Source organism: Brevundimonas sp. (assembly GCF_041648615.1).
In the GTDB taxonomy this organism is placed as follows: domain Bacteria; phylum Pseudomonadota; class Alphaproteobacteria; order Caulobacterales; family Caulobacteraceae; genus Brevundimonas.
The window spans coordinates 30,663-45,047 of sequence record NZ_JBAZOS010000006.1; the positions used below are offsets into that span (position 1 = coordinate 30,663).

Below are 14,385 nucleotides of genomic sequence, written 5' to 3' on the forward strand. Positions count from 1 at the left end.
AGGAGGGTAGGTTGCCGGTCGCCCGACCGCAACCGCGACGCATGGAGTTCGGACACGCAATGATCGCTGCCAGCCTCGCGGCCGCCCTGGCCCTGCTCGCCCCCGCACCGGAGAGCCTGCTCCCGCAGGAGACGCCTTACAGCGCTGTCGCCTCGGGCCCGGTCAGCAACCAGCCCCGCCTGCTGAATGATCAGGACACGGCCCTCTTCCGTCAGGGTCTGGCCGCCGCCCGCGCCCGCGACGTCACCGGCGCCCGCAACGCGGCCGCCCAGATCGGCGACCCGACCGCGCGCAAACTGGTCGAATGGGCCCTGCTGGACACCTCGGCCGAGCAGCTTTCATACAGCGATCTGGCCGCCGCCCAGACGTCGTTCGCCGGCTGGCCCCGCGCGGAGAGCCGCCGCATGGCGGCCGAACGCGCGCTTGACCTTTCCTATGCCGGGCCGGACGCGGCCACGGCCCTGTTCGCGTCCGCCCCGCCCCTGACCGTCCAGGGCGCCATCGCCCTGACCGACGCCCTGGAACAGCGCGGCCGCCGGGACGAGGCGCGGGCCCTGATCACCGAATGGTGGCGCACCCGCTCGTTCGATGACGCGGCCCAGACCCGGATCCTGGACCGCTGGAGCGGCTGGCTGACCCAGGCCGACCACGAGGCGCGGCTGAACATGCTGCTTCCGGGCCCGCACGGACCGGCGACGCGCGCCATGGTCTCGCGCGTGGGGGCCGACCGTCAGGCCGTGGCCAACGCCGCCATGGCGCTGCGCACAGCCTACAGCCCGGACGCCGTGGTCGCGGGCCTCAGCCCGTCGCAGGCGATGGATCCCGCCGTGGTGCTGGAGCGGGTGCGCATCCTCCGCTCGCAGAACCGCCAGTCGGAAGCCTTCCCCCTGCTGGTCGCCCTGCCCGCCGCGCCGTCGCACACCGAGGGCCAGAACACCCTGTGGAGCGAGCGCCGCAACTATTTCCTCGACGCCTTGCAACAGCGCAACTGGCAGGCGGCGTACGACGCCATGGCCGGTCATGGCTTTCCGTCGGGCGACCGCAAGGTCGACGCCGAGTTCTTCGCCGGCTGGGTCGCGCTGGTGAAACTCAATGATCCCGCGCGGGCGACGCGTCATTTCGAGGCCCTGCGCCAGACGTCCTCGACGCCGATCACCCAGGGTCGCGCCCTCTACTGGCTGGGCCGCGCCGCCGAGGCGCAGGGGGCCACCCCGGCCGCCATCCAGTACTACCAGGCCGGCGCGCGCCACTTCCAGACCTTCTACGGCCAGCTGGCCGCCGAGAAGGCCGGGATGACGACCCTGACCCTGCCCTCCGATCCCGTACCGACCCGTGACGAGATCGCGGCCTTCGAGCGTAACGAGGTCGTCCGCGCCCTGCGGATCCTCGGCGAGACGGGCGAGACCAGCCTGTTCCGCGTCTTCGCCTACCAGCTGGACGACGATCTGCCCGGCGGGTCCGAACTGGCCCTGCTGATGGATCTGTCACGCAACTATGGCGAAGGCTTCACGGCCATGATGGTGGGCCGCGCGGCCAGCCAGCGCGGCTTCCTGATGCCCGAGCGCCAGTACCCCATCCGCATGCCGCCGCCGGTCGCCGGCGCCGCCCCGCTGGAGTTCACCCTCGCCATCACGCGCCAGGAATCCAGTTTCGACCCCCGCGCCCGCTCCGGCGCCGACGCGCGGGGCATGATGCAGTTCCTGCCGTCGACAGGCGCGGCGGTAGCCCGTCAGCTGGGCCTGCCCTTCTCGCAGGACAGGTTGTGGGATCCCGATTTCAACATGACGCTGGGCAGCTATCACCTCGGCGACCTGAGCCGGAATTTCGGCGGGTCGATGCTGCTGACGACCGTCGGCTACAACGCCGGCCCCGCACGTCCCCCGCAATGGATCGCCCGCTGCGGCGACCCGCGGGCGGGGACGGTGGATCCGGTGGACTTCATCGAGTGCGCGCCCTTCACGGAAACTCGCAACTACATGATGCGAGTCATGGAAAACATGCAGGTTTATCGCGCCCGACTGAACGGCGGTTCGGCCCCGTTGCGGCTGTCGGAAGACCTGAGGCGCGGTGCGCCGGCCGGTCCCGCGCCGTACGCCGCCTATGCGCCGGAGACGGATTCGACCGCGACTTCCTATCCGGCCAACTGACGCCGGCCGGCCGCCAGCAACGGCCCCTCCGGTCCGTCCGTCCAGCGGGCCGACAGGCCGAAGACGCCGGCCATGACATCGGGGGACAGGGCCTCCAGCGGCGCGGCGTCGGCGACGACCCGGGCCCGGTCCAGCACCACGACCCGGTCGGCGAACCGCGCCGCCAGGGCAAGGTCGTGCAGGCTGACAAGAACCGCCTGCCCGCTCCGGGCGCGGGCCTGAAGCCGTTCCAGCACCATCAACTGGGCGTCGGGATCCAACCCGGCGATCGGTTCGTCGACGAGCAGGGCCCGAGCGTCAGCGGCCAGGGCGCGCGCCAGCAGCACGCGGGCGCGTTCGCCGCCCGACATCTCGGCCACGCCCCGGTCCGCCAGGTGTCCGGCCTCGACTTCTTCCAGAGCCGACCGGGCGCGCGTCCGGCCTTCCGCCGCCGCCAGCAAGGGCGCGCCGAGCGCGGCGACCTCTATCGCCGGCAGGTTCCAGGCGATACGGCGCTCCTGCGGCAGGTAGGCGGCGCGTTCAGCCCGACGTCGGGGCGACAGGGCGGCGACGTCTTCACCCTCCAGCCGCGCATGACCGCCGGACAGGGGCAGCAGGCCGGCCAGGGCCCGGATAGCGCTCGACTTGCCGGCGCCGTTCGGCCCCACCACGGCGACGAGCTCCCCGGCCGCGACCGGGAAATCCACGGCGTCCAGCACGGTGCGGCCGCCCAGCGACGCGGTCGCGCCGATCAACGCCAGCACGCTCACAGCCGCCACTCCCGCGCCGCCCGCCAGGCGATCAGGGCGAACAGGGGGGCGCCGACCAGGGCCGTGAAGACGCCCAGCTTCAGCTCCTGATCCGTCGGGGTCACGCGCGCCAGCAGGTCGGCGACGATCAGGATCAATGCGCCGGCCAGGGCCGAGGGCGCCAACAGCCGACCCGGATCGCCACGCACCGCGCTTCGCACCAGATGGGGGGCGGCGAGCCCGACGAAGCCGATCACACCCGCGACGGCGACAGCGGCGCCCGTCGCGAGCGCGGCGGCCAACAGCGCCAGCAGCCGCAACCGCGCCATCGGCAGGCCCGACGTCCGCGCCGTCTCCTCGCCCAGACTCAGCATCCGCAACCCCGGCGCGGCCAGGGCGGCGAGGACCGCCGAAACCAGCACCGCCGGAGTGATCCAGGCGACATCGATCCAGCTGCGGTTCTGCACCGAGCCCAGCAGCCAGCTCATGATCTCGGCCGTGGCGATCGGCGACGGCGAGAGGTTGAAGATCAGCGCGGTGGCGGCGCCGGCGAAACTGGACACCGCCACGCCGAACAGGATCAGGGCTTCCGGCGCACGGACGCGCGCCGAAAACAGGATCAGCAGGCCGCCGGCCAGCCCGGCGCCCGCGAGGGCCGAGACTTCGACCGCGCCCGGAACCGCCGCCGCGCCAAGCACGATGGCGCCCGCCGCCCCCAGGGCTGCGACCGCCGACACCCCCAGCACCCCGGGGTCGGCCAGCGGGTTTCTGAGCAGTCCCTGCATGACGGCGCCCGCCAGCCCCAGGGCCGCGCCGACCATCAGGGCCGTGAACACCCGGGGAGCCCGGACCTGCCACAGGACCTCGCCCGGGCCCGACGCCGGGTCAGCGAACGCCTGGGTCCATTGGCGGCTGTCGAAGACGCTTTCGCCCAGCAGGACGGCCGCCACGACCGCCGCGAGGATCAGCAGCGCCAGCCAGACCGAGAGACGCGACGGTCTCACACCCCCGCCTTCAGCATCGCCGCGGCGTCAGCCGCGAACCAGGCCGGACAGGTCAGGGCCGCCGCGGGAAGCTTCGCGGCAACCCGGCCCCGCGCGAGACGGCGCAGCACCGGATGGCGGCCGACGCCGCGCCAGTCGCCGCGCACCTGGTCGAAGAAGCCGAGAATGAAGTGCGTCGGCGGCGCCAGGACCAGCCGCTCGATGCTGACCGGCGTGAAATATGGGGCCTCCGCTGCATTGGCGAAGCCCGCGGCCGACAGGATGGCGTCGATCAGGACGCCCTTGCCGGCGGTGAACCCGCCGGCGGTCAGATAAAGGGCTCGCGGTCTTGAACCCGCGTCTCTGACCGGCTCAGCCGGCAAGGTCGCATCCATCCGGGCGATCATCGCCTCGCCCCGCTCCGACACGCCCAGCCCATCAGACACGGTCCGGATATCAGCGCGTATTCCATTGAAATCCGTCGCATCCTCGATGGTCAGCACCCGGACCTCGTCCGCCTCCAGTCGGGCCAGCAAGCGGGGCTCTCCGCCCCAGTAGCGGACCACCACATCGGGCTGGAAGGCGATGGCCGCTTCCAGCGTCGGCCGCACACGGCGGCGTCCCGCGGCTGCCTCTCTCATCCACGCGTCGGGATCATCAGCGCGCGGCGACAGGGCCAGCTCCGCGTCCGGCGCAAGCGCCAGGACATACTGGTCCGCGCACTGATCCAGCGACAGGACCCGGAGCGGACGCGCCTCGGCCCCGCCCGGCGCGACCAGGATCACGCCGGCGAGAACCGCAACGGCGAGCCTCATGGCTTCAGCAGACCCGCAAGCAACCCGTCGATCAGGGTGGTGACCAGGGTTTCGCGGTCGACCCAGTCGAAATAGGGCTTGGTGATCATCAAGGACACCACGCCATGGATGCCGGCCCACAGGGCCTGGGTCGTCGTGCGTGCGTCGCCGCGCAACAGACCGGCGGTCTGAAGGTCCTCGACGGCCTTTTCGAAGGTCCGGAACAGTTCGTGCCCCAGTTCCCGCGCCGCGGACTGGGCCCCTTCCCGCAGCTCGGTGGGACGGGTCATATAGGCCAGGCGATAGGCGTTGGGGTTGGCGAAACCGAAGTCCACATAGGCTCGCAGCATGAGCCGCAGGCGCGCCTCCGATCCGGCCGGCTGGCTGCCCACGGCGTCGTTCGCCTCCAGCAGCGAGGAGAAGGTCCGGCTGCATATCTCGTGCAGGATCTCGCTCTTCTCCGAGAAATGCATGTAGAGCGCCGTCGAGGACAAGCCGACCTCGTCCGCGATCTTGCGGATGGTCGCGCCCTCATAGCCATGCTCGACGAAGATCCGCTCGGCCGCCGCGAGGATCTCGGCGCGGCGCGCATGGCCCTCGCCTTTCGGCTTTCTCTGCGAGCGGGGATTGAGGGTTGCGGCGGTCAAACGGGCACTCCGGGCGTCCGCCCATTGAATAGCGGCATTCGGTCTGGTGCGCCAATCGCTTGCCCTGCGGGACCGGGCGCGATAACCATGCGTTGTGGGACGGTCGGGGATAAACAATCTTGGGGATCGCCGGCGAGACGCCGCGCGGTACGGCCCGCCGCTCGGTCAGAGCGCGGCCATGCGAGGCCTCGCGCCCGTGCAGATCGCGGCCCTGTTGACCCTGTCGGGAGCGGCGGGCGTGTTGGCGTGGTTCCGGCCCGATCTGTTGGGAAGCGGCGTCATTCTCGCCGGCGCCTACGGCTTTCTCGCCGTCGCGCTCTGGCGAACCGCCCTGATCCTGCTCAGCGCGGTCACGCCGCCGTCGCCGCCCGAACCGGCGATCTGGCCCCGCTATACCGTGGTGGCGGCGCTCTATCATGAGGCCGAGGTCGTCGGTCAACTGATCGAAAGGCTCTCGCGCATCGACTATCCGGCCGACCGCCTGCAGGGGCTGATCGTGCTCGAGGCCCACGATCACGACACCATCGCCGCCGCCCTGTCCGCGCCCCGGCCGGACTGGCTGGAGGTGTTCGTGGCGCCGCCAGGCAAGCCGCAAACCAAACCCCGCGCCCTGAACTTCGCCCTGGCCCGGGCCACGGGCGATCTGCTGACGGTGTATGACGCCGAGGACGAGCCGGACCCGCTGCAGCTTCGCGAGGCCGCGGCGCGGTTTGCGGCCGACAAGTCCGGCCGGCTGGCCTGCCTGCAGGCGCCGTTGCGCATTCGCAGGCGGGGGGCGTCGAACGGTTCCCCCTTCCTCGACCGCCAGTTCGCGGCCGAATACGCCAGCCTGTTCGAGACCACCCTGCCCGGCGTCGCCCGCCTCGGGCTGCCGTTTCCCCTCGGCGGGACCAGCAATCACTTCCGGACCGCCGTGCTCAGCGCCGTCGAGGGGTGGGATTCCTGGAACGTGACGGAGGATGCGGACCTCGGGTTCCGCCTGTGGAGGCGGGGCTGGAAACTGGGCGTCCTCTCGCGCCCGACGTGGGAGACGCCGCCGGGCGGGCTCGACAACTGGCTGCCGCAGCGGACCCGCTGGCTGAAGGGCTATATGCAGACCTGGGGCGTTCACACGCGCCAGCCCTGGCGGCTGGGCTGGCGCGGCGCGGCCGCCCTGTTGATGACCGTCGGCGTCGGCCTGGTGTCGGCGGCCCTGCATGGACTGTCCCTCGCCTGGGTGGCGGCGGCGGTTCTCGTATCCCTGATGGCGGGCCTGCCGGCCGAGACGCCCGCCCTCGCGCTCAGTGTCCTGGTGCTGGGCGCGGCCGCGGCCTGGCTGTCCTGCGCCATCGGCGCCCGGCGCGCGGGCGTGCCCTATGGTCCCGTCGACATGATCGCGGCGCCCGCCTACTGGGCCCTGCTGAGCCTCGCCTTCGTGCACGCCGCCTGGCGTCTGGTCCGCGATCCGTTCGCCTGGGACAAGACCCGCCATGGCCGCGATGCGCCGGCCCGGCCCGACGACCCGCCGGTCGGAACGCACGATACGCTGGACGAGACCGCGTCTCTCCGCCTATCAGCCGTGCATGCCGCCGCGCCTTAACCCGTCGCCCGAGACCCTGGTCACCCGCGCCTGGGCCGATTACGCCCTGCTGGACAGCGGCGGCGGCCGCAAGCTGGAGCGCTATGGGCGGTTCACGGTCGTGCGGCCCGAACCCCAGTGCTTCTGGTCGCCGCGCGATCCGTCCGCCTTCGACGCCGCCGACGCGGTCTTCGATCCGACCGACGAGGACGAGAGCGGCCGCTGGCGCTTCGCCGCCGCCCCCGTCGACACCTTCCCGCTGGCGTGGCGCGACGTGCGCTTCACCAGCCGGTTCACCCCGTTTCGCCACCTGGCCTTCTTCCCCGAACAGGCGGCGAACTGGGAGTGGCTGGACGGGCGGATACGCGGGCTGTGCTCAAGCAGCCCGAAGGGCGGCGGCACAACGAAAACTGCGCCGAAGATCCTGAACCTGTTCGGCTACACCGGCGTGGCCAGCCTCGCCTGCGCGGCGGCGGGCGCCGAGGTGACCCACGTCGACGCCTCCAAGAAGTCGGTCGCCTGGGCGCGCGAGAACGCCGAGCTGTCGGGCATGGCGGACAAGCCGATCCGCTGGATCGTCGAGGACGCCCGCAAATATGCGGCGCGCGAGGTTCGGCGCGGCTCGAAATACGACGGCATCATCCTCGACCCGCCCAAATACGGGCGGGGGCCGACGGGCGAGGTGTGGCGGCTGTTCGAGGATCTGCCGGGCCTGCTCAAGGACTGCGCGGCGCTGCTTTCGGACGACGCCTCCTTCCTGCTGCTGAACGCCTACGCCGCGCGCATTTCCGGCCTGTCGCTGTCGCATCTGATGGCCGAGGCGACGGCTGACCGGGGCGGGACGATAGACTGGGGCGAGCTGGCGCTGGCCGAGGACGGGGCCGACGGACGGGCCATCGGGCTGAGCTTCTTCGCACGGTGGTCGGCGTGACGGCCAACGCCCAGGATCGCCTGATCACCTCCCTGACCAATGACACGGTCAAGGCCGTGCGCGCCCTGCACATGCGCAAGGAGCGCGAGATCACGGGCCGCTTCCTGGCCGAGGGGCTGAAATTCATCGGCGAGGCGCTGGATCAGAACCGCGCCCCGCGGCTGCTGCTGGTTGGCGAGGACGCCCGGCCGCATCCGATTCTCGACCGCGCCCGCGAGGCGACGCGCGCGGGCGGCGGCGAGGTGGTGGTCGTGACCCACGCCATCCTCGAAAAGATCAGCCGGCGCGACAATCCGCAGACCGTGCTGGGGGTGTTCGATCAGGTCTATACGCCCCTGTCGGCGATCCAGCCGGGCTCGGCCCCGGCCTGGGTGGCGCTGGAGCAGGTGCGGGACCCGGGCAATCTGGGCACCATCATCCGCACGGCGGATTCGGCGGGCTGCGGCGGGGTGATCCTGATCGGCGACTGCGTCGATCCGTATTCGGTCGAGGCCGTTCGGGCGACCATGGGCTCGGTTTTCGCCGTCGCCATCGCCCGGACCACGCCGGCCGAGTTCCTCGCCTGGCGCCAGACCTGGCCGGGCAGCGTCATCGGTACCCGGCTGGACGCCACCGAGGGCTATCGCGACGCGGCGATCCAGCATCCCGCCCTGATCCTGATGGGCAATGAGCAGGCCGGGCTGACCGACGCCCTCGCCGCCGCCTGCGACGTCAACGTCAAGATCCCCATGCGGGGCCGGGCCGACAGCCTTAACCTGGCCGTGGCGACGGGGATCATGGTCTATGCGGTGACCGACGCGGCCTGATCCTGAAGGGTCGGACCGGGTTACGGCGGATTCACTTGCGGTCGATCCGTCAGCGCGGGAGCCTCTGGCCCGTCCTGACGCCGAGACCCGCCCATGCGCTTCGTCCTGTCCCTGTTGCTTGCCCTGGCCTGCGCCCTCCCCGGTCCCGCCCTGGCGCAAGCGGAGCCCGACGCCGCGGTCTGGCGGCGGGACGCCCTGTCGATCGAGCCGCTGATCAACAGCCAGTACGCCTACCTCGACCGCTTTCCGGGCGGGGTCATGCCGATGAGCCCGGCTCTGCGGGCCGAGGCCGGGGCGGTGAGCGACCGGAGCGCCCTGCTCCGCTACGCCGAGCGCGCGGTCGCGGCCCTGGCCGATCACCACGCCATCACGGGGCGCTCCTTCGCCGACAGCTGGAGTCTCGTGCCCAGCTATTCCGATTTGTGGATCGAGCCCGAAGGCGACGTCTGGCGGATCACCGCGGTGCGTGAGGATTCGCCTGCCGCCCGGGCCGGCGTCCGCGCGGGAGACACCCTGACGGCCGTGGCTGGCGCGCCGACCCGCGAGGCGGTGGCGGCCTTCTGGTCGGACCTCGGGCTCACGGCGGACGGCGAGCGGGCCGGATACGCGGCGCGGGTGCTGGCCGCGGGCCGTCGGGATCGTCCGCGCGACCTGACCATCCGGGGCGCCGACGGCTCGGAGCGGCGGCTCGCCCTGGCCAATCTCTACGCCGTCCAGCGCCCCGACGGCCCGGCCGTCGAGGTGCGGGAGGCGGGCGGCGACCGGGTCATCCGCTTCAACGACTCGCTCGGCGACGGCGGGACGATCGCGGCCTTCGACGCGGCGATGGCGGAGGTCCGCGAGGGCCAGCGGGTCGTGCTGGACCTGACCGAGACGCCCGGCGGCGGCAATACGGTGGTGGCGCGGGCGATCATGGGCTGGTTCGTGGATGCGCCGACGGCCTATCAGATTCACAACCTGCCCGCCGAGGAACGCGAGACGGGGGTGCCGCGCCAGTGGATCGAGCAGGTCCTGCCGCGTCCCGGAAAACGCCATCGGGGGCCGGTCGCGGTCCGGGTCGGCCGCTGGACCGGCAGCATGGGCGAGGGGCTGGCGGTCGGCATGGATGCGCTCGGGGCCGAGGTCACCGGCGGGCCGATGGCGGGGCTGCGGGGCGCGGTTTACGATCATCGGCTGGAGCATTCCGGCCTGGTGATCAAGCTGCCGACGGAGCGGCTGTACGCCGTCGACGGCACGCCACGGGAGGCCTTCGTCCCGGGACGCTAGAAACTGCGGCCGTCGACGCGCCGGGCGGTCCAGCTGAAGGGCTCGATATCGGTCAGGGTGCGGATATTGACCGCCACCATCTCCTTGCCGTCGGCGGTCGAGCCGCGGGCGAACGACTGGACGCCGCAGGTCTCGCAGAAGAGGTGGCGGATCTTGTGGGTGTTGAACAGATACTCGGTCTGGGGGCCGTCGGCGGTCAGGCGGAAGGCGTCCGGCGAGACGAAGCTGAGCACCAGCCCCTTGCGGTAGCAGTGGGAGCAGTTGCACTCGATCAGGCCATCCAGATCGGTGTCGACCTCATAGGCCACCGCGCCGCAACGGCACGATCCGGTGTGGGTTTTCACATCAGCCATCACGCATCCTCCAGCAGCACCACCCCGGGCGCCGATTTGAGCGCGCCGCGCAGGGCGCCGTCCAGCCGGTAGCGGCCCGGCAGTTTCAGTTCGACCTCGCGGCGGCCGTCCAGGGAGGCGATCAGGGAGACCTCGCCGCCCTTGCCCGGCGACCGGGCCTTCTCCAGCCGCGTCCGCAGGGCCTCAGCGTCAGCGGAGCGGGCCGAGACGTGGATGCGCAGCCCCATGGCGCCGTCGTCGATCAGCGTATCCAGCCGCGAGGCGTCGTCGCCGAAGAAGCGCACCTCGCCGTCAGCCGATTTGGCCCGCACGCGGACCATGATCGAGGCCCCGACCTCCAGCACCTCGCGGCATTTGCGCAGCTGTTCGGGCGGGAACAGGCATTCGAATTCGCCGGTCGGGTCGGAGAAGGTGACGAAGGCGAATTTCTCGCCCGATTTGGCGCTGGCCCGCTCCTGACGGCGGCGGACGACGCCGGCCATCAGGAAGGCCTCATGGCCGCTCTCGGCCAGGGCCGTGGCCTCGGCGACGAAGGTGACGCGCTTGCGCTTCAGCGCCGGCGCCATGTCCTCGAGCGGGTGGCCGGACAGGTAGAAACCGACGGCGGCCAGTTCCTGATCCAGCTTCTCGGGGCCGACCCAGGGCTCGACCGGCTTGAGGCGCGGGCGGGCGGCGCCGGCCTGGTCGCCGCCGAACAGGGAGACCTGGGACGAGGCGCGCTCGGCGGCCACGCTCTGGCAATAGGCCATCAGGGTGTCGGCCTGTTCGAACAGCTGGCGGCGGTTGGGGTGGAAGCTGTCGAAGGCGCCGGCGCGGGCGAGGTTCTCCAGCGCCCGCTTGTTGACGCTGCGCGGGTCGACGCGTTCGAGGAAGTCGAAGATGTCGGTGAATCGGCCGCCGGTCTCGCGCACCTCGACCAGATGCTTCATCGCCTCCAGGCCGACGTTGCGGATGGCGCCCAGGGCGTAGAGGACCGCCCCTTTCCCGTCGTCCCAGGCCACGTCGAAATCGGCCGAGGACCGGTTCACGTCGGGCGACTTGATCGGCACCTCGAAGCGACGACAATCCTGATAGAAGACAGCCAGTTTGTCGGTATTGCTGAGATCGAGGCTCATGGACGCGGCCATGAATTCGACCGGATGGGTCGCCTTGAGCCAGCCGGTCTGGAAGCTGATCAGCGCATAGGCGGCGGCGTGCGACTTGTTGAAGCCGTAGCCCGCGAACTTGGCCACCAGATCGAAGATGCCGCCCGACTGTTCCTCGGAAACGCCCTTCTCGGACGCGCCGGCGATGAAGCGCGCGCGCTGGAAGTCCATCTCCTCCTTCTTCTTCTTGCCCATGGCGCGGCGAAGAAGGTCGGCCTCGCCGAGGCTGTAGCCGGCCAGGACCTGGGCGATCTTCATCACCTGCTCCTGGTAGATGATGACGCCGTAGGTCTCGGTCAGCACCTCGGTCAGGGAGGGGTGCAGATAGTCCACCTGCTGCCGGCCGAATTTCCGGTCGATATAGGTGTCGATCATCTCCATCGGCCCGGGCCGGTAGAGGGAGATCAGGGCGGTGATCTCCTCGATCGAGCCGCAGCGCATCTTGCGCAGGGTGTCGCGCATGCCCTGGGATTCCAGCTGGAACACCCCAACGGTCTGGCCCGAGGCCATCAGCTCGTAGGTCTTTGGGTCGTCCAGCGGCAGGCCGTTCCAGTCGGGGGCGGCGCCGCGGCGTTCCAGATACTGGCGCGCGCGGTCCAGCACCGTCAGGGTCTTGAGGCCGAGGAAGTCGAACTTCACCAGACCGGCGGCCTCGACCCATTTCATGTTGAACTGGCTGGCCGGGATGGTCGAGCGCGGGTCCTGGTACAGGGGCGCCAGCTCGATCAGGGGGCGGTCGCCGATGACGATGCCGGCGGCGTGGGTCGAGGCGTTGCGGTACAGCCCCTCCAGCTCCAGCGCCGTCTCCAGCAGGGTGGCCACGGCCTTGTCGTTGTCGCGCGCCTCGCGCAGGCGCGGCTCGATCTCGATGGCCTGGGCGAGGGTGACGGGGTTGGCGGGGTTGGCCGGCACCATCTTGGCGAGGCGGTCGACCTGGCCCAGCGGCATCTGCAGCACCCGGCCGACGTCGCGCAGCACGGCCCGGGCCTGAAGCGTGCCGAAGGTGATGATCTGGGCCACCCGGTCCTTGCCGTAGCGGGCCTGGACGTAGTCGATCACCTCTTCCCGCCGCTCCTGACAGAAGTCGATGTCGAAGTCGGGCATGGAGACGCGTTCGGGGTTCAGGAACCGCTCGAACAGCAGGCCGAACCGCAGGGGGTCCAGATCGGTGATGGTCAGGGCCCAGGCGACCAGCGAGCCGGCACCCGAACCCCGGCCCGGACCCACGGGAATGCCGTGGTTCTTGGCCCATTTGATGAAGTCCGACACGATCAGGAAATAGCCGGGGAAGCCCATCTGCTGGATGATGCCGACCTCCCATTCGAGGCGGGTCCAGTACTCGGCCTCGGGCGCGGCGGGCGTCACCGCCTGCAGGCGGGCCTTCAGCCCCTCGCGGGCCTGGTGCATCAGCTCGTCGGGCTCGGACCGGCCCGCCCCGGCGTCGAAGCGCGGCAGGATGGGCGCCCGCGTGGGGGCCAGGAAGGCGCAGCGGCGGGCGATCTCTATGGTGTTGTCGCAGGCCTCGGGCAGGTCGGCGAACAGGGCGCGCATGGCCGCCGCGGGCTTGAACCAGTGCTCGCCGGTGATGCGGCGGCGGTCTTCCTGACCGGTGAAGGCCCCGTCGGCGATGCACATCAGGGCGTCGTGGGACTTGGCCTGGGCCGCCTTCGCATAGTGGACGTCGTTGGTGGCGACCAGCGGCGCGTCGTGGGCGTAAGCCCATTCGACCAGACCGCGTTCGGCCTGGCCCTCGCTGGCGAGGCCGTGGCGCTGCAGTTCGACATAGAAGCGGTCGCCGAAGACGCGGGCCATCTCGGTCAGGGCGGTGGCGGCCTCGTCGGGGCGGGACTGGACGAACAGGGGGTCGACGGGGCCGTCGGGGCCGCCGGACAGCAGGATCAGCCCCTCGGACCGTTCGGCCACCATGGTCCAGGGCACGCTGGGTTCGTCCATCGATCCGGCGTCGAGGAAGGCCGACGACGACAGGGCGCACAGATTCAGCCAGCCGGCTTCGTTCTGGACCAGCAGGACCACGGTCGGGACCTTGGCCCAGCGCTCGTTGATCTTGCCGCCGATGCCGGTGACCGGGATGGCGCAGGCCACCAGCGGCTGAACGCCGGCCGCTTTCGCCGCCTCGCTGAACTCGAGCGCGCCGAACAGATTGGCCCGGTCGGCGACGCCCACCGCCGGCATGCCGGCGTCGGCCGCCAGGGTCGGGACCTTGCTGGCCTTGATCGCGCCTTCCAGCAGCGAATAGGCCGAGCGGACGCGGAGGTGGATGAAGCCCTGACGGGTCGTCGCTTCGCTCACAGCGCCCTCTGCTCCGGTTGAACTGCCATCCTGCCCCGAGTCCCACATCGCGTCAGGTCATGACACCGGAAACCACGAAACAGGTCGGTCGGCCGGGGACGGACTGTGGATAGCCCCGGATCGGCGCCGGGACCGGTTCGGAACGAAAAAACACCGTTCACACCGTTCACATCGTGCGCATCGTCCCGATCCGATCGCAGCAGATCAGGCGCCCGTCGTCAGCAGCGCCGCCTGCCACATCACCCAGACGAAACCGCCGCACGACGCCAGCGACAATGTATCCCTCACCCAACGCGCCATGATCTCTCTCCCGCTTGCGTGTTCTGTTTATGTTCTATGTTCCCGTTGCGTTCCCGTCAAGCGGATTTGAGGTGAACACGACTCGCCCCGGCCTGTAGGATGGGGCGAACGCCACCCCCCGCCCTTCCGGCGGCAGGCGTCGCAGGAGAGCGGCCATGGCCAAGGGTCAAGTGAAGAGCAACAAGGAAGTCCGCAAACCCAAGGCCGAGAAGCCCAAGCCGTCCGTGGCGGTCAGCAGCAGCTCGCCGTTCACGACGCCTCCCGGAAAGAAGTAGCGGCGAACGCCCTTCTTCCCCTCCGGGGGAGAAGGTGGCTCGCGGAGCGAGACCGATGAGGGGGATCTCTGTCTCACCTCGTCTGAAAGCCCGCTGGAGCCGACAGCCGCCTCATCCGTCAGGCTGCGCCTGACACCTTCTC

The 14,385-nt window shown here is 70.7% G+C and carries 12 protein-coding genes; 6 read left to right on the forward strand and 6 right to left on the reverse strand.

What is annotated here, in order from left to right; genetic code table 11:
• Window positions 1-59: 59 nt before the first annotated feature.
• Entirely contained in the window at window positions 60-2,147 is a 2,088-nt protein-coding gene (locus WC555_RS04430; RefSeq protein ID WP_373251503.1) for a transglycosylase SLT domain-containing protein, read from the forward strand.
• Here WC555_RS04430 and WC555_RS04435 read toward each other — a convergent pair.
• The 4 genes from WC555_RS04435 to WC555_RS04450 are packed head-to-tail and all read right to left on the reverse strand — an operon-like array spanning window position 2,132 to window position 5,299.
• A complete protein-coding gene (locus WC555_RS04435) occupies window positions 2,132-2,905 on the reverse strand; it encodes an ABC transporter ATP-binding protein (RefSeq protein WP_373251505.1) in 774 nt (257 codons plus the stop codon). The genes WC555_RS04430 and WC555_RS04435 overlap by 16 nt on opposite strands.
• Complete coding sequence (locus tag WC555_RS04440; RefSeq protein ID WP_373251506.1) at window positions 2,893-3,879, reverse strand: FecCD family ABC transporter permease; 987 nt, start codon at window positions 3,877-3,879, stop codon at window positions 2,893-2,895. Before WC555_RS04440 ends, WC555_RS04435 begins: the two co-directional genes overlap by 13 nt.
• Window positions 3,876-4,673: an ABC transporter substrate-binding protein gene (locus WC555_RS04445; protein ID WP_373251507.1), complete on the reverse strand. Its 798-nt coding sequence runs from the start codon at window positions 4,671-4,673 to the stop codon at window positions 3,876-3,878. The genes WC555_RS04440 and WC555_RS04445 overlap by 4 nt, the downstream gene beginning before the upstream one ends.
• Window positions 4,670-5,299, reverse strand: a complete 630-nt coding sequence (locus WC555_RS04450; RefSeq protein ID WP_373251509.1) for a TetR/AcrR family transcriptional regulator — start codon at window positions 5,297-5,299, stop codon at window positions 4,670-4,672. The genes WC555_RS04445 and WC555_RS04450 overlap by 4 nt, the downstream gene beginning before the upstream one ends.
• A gap of 178 nt (window positions 5,300-5,477) precedes the next feature.
• On the opposite strand from WC555_RS04450, the gene WC555_RS04455 reads away from it, so the two are divergent.
• The 4 genes from WC555_RS04455 to WC555_RS04470 all read left to right on the forward strand — a co-directional run bounded on the left by WC555_RS04455 (window position 5,478) and on the right by WC555_RS04470 (window position 9,860).
• A complete protein-coding gene (locus WC555_RS04455) occupies window positions 5,478-6,878 on the forward strand; it encodes a glycosyltransferase family 2 protein (RefSeq protein ID WP_373251510.1) in 1,401 nt (466 codons plus the stop codon).
• Window positions 6,862-7,788, forward strand: a complete 927-nt coding sequence (locus tag WC555_RS04460) for a class I SAM-dependent methyltransferase (RefSeq protein ID WP_373251512.1) — start codon at window positions 6,862-6,864, stop codon at window positions 7,786-7,788. The genes WC555_RS04455 and WC555_RS04460 overlap by 17 nt, the downstream gene beginning before the upstream one ends.
• A complete protein-coding gene (locus WC555_RS04465) occupies window positions 7,785-8,594 on the forward strand; it encodes a TrmH family RNA methyltransferase (RefSeq protein ID WP_373251514.1) in 810 nt (269 codons plus the stop codon). Before WC555_RS04460 ends, WC555_RS04465 begins: the two co-directional genes overlap by 4 nt.
• A 93-nt stretch (window positions 8,595-8,687) precedes the next feature.
• Window positions 8,688-9,860, forward strand: coding sequence for a S41 family peptidase (locus WC555_RS04470; protein WP_373251515.1), 1,173 nt, complete (start codon window positions 8,688-8,690; stop codon window positions 9,858-9,860).
• On the opposite strand, the gene WC555_RS04475 is transcribed toward WC555_RS04470, so the two are convergent.
• Together WC555_RS04475 and dnaE are read right to left on the reverse strand one after the other, a co-directional pair.
• Entirely contained in the window at window positions 9,857-10,213 is a 357-nt protein-coding gene (locus WC555_RS04475; protein WP_373251516.1) for a GFA family protein, read from the reverse strand. The genes WC555_RS04470 and WC555_RS04475 overlap by 4 nt on opposite strands.
• Complete coding sequence (dnaE, locus tag WC555_RS04480) at window positions 10,213-13,668, reverse strand: DNA polymerase III subunit alpha (protein WP_373251518.1); 3,456 nt, start codon at window positions 13,666-13,668, stop codon at window positions 10,213-10,215. Before dnaE ends, WC555_RS04475 begins: the two co-directional genes overlap by 1 nt.
• Before the next feature lie 455 nt (window positions 13,669-14,123).
• On the opposite strand from dnaE, the gene WC555_RS04485 reads away from it, so the two are divergent.
• The gene (locus WC555_RS04485; RefSeq protein ID WP_235561751.1) at window positions 14,124-14,243 is read left to right on the forward strand and encodes a hypothetical protein; all 120 of its coding nucleotides are present in this window, start codon (window positions 14,124-14,126) and stop codon (window positions 14,241-14,243) included.
• The last annotated feature ends 142 nt before the right edge of the window (window positions 14,244-14,385 follow it).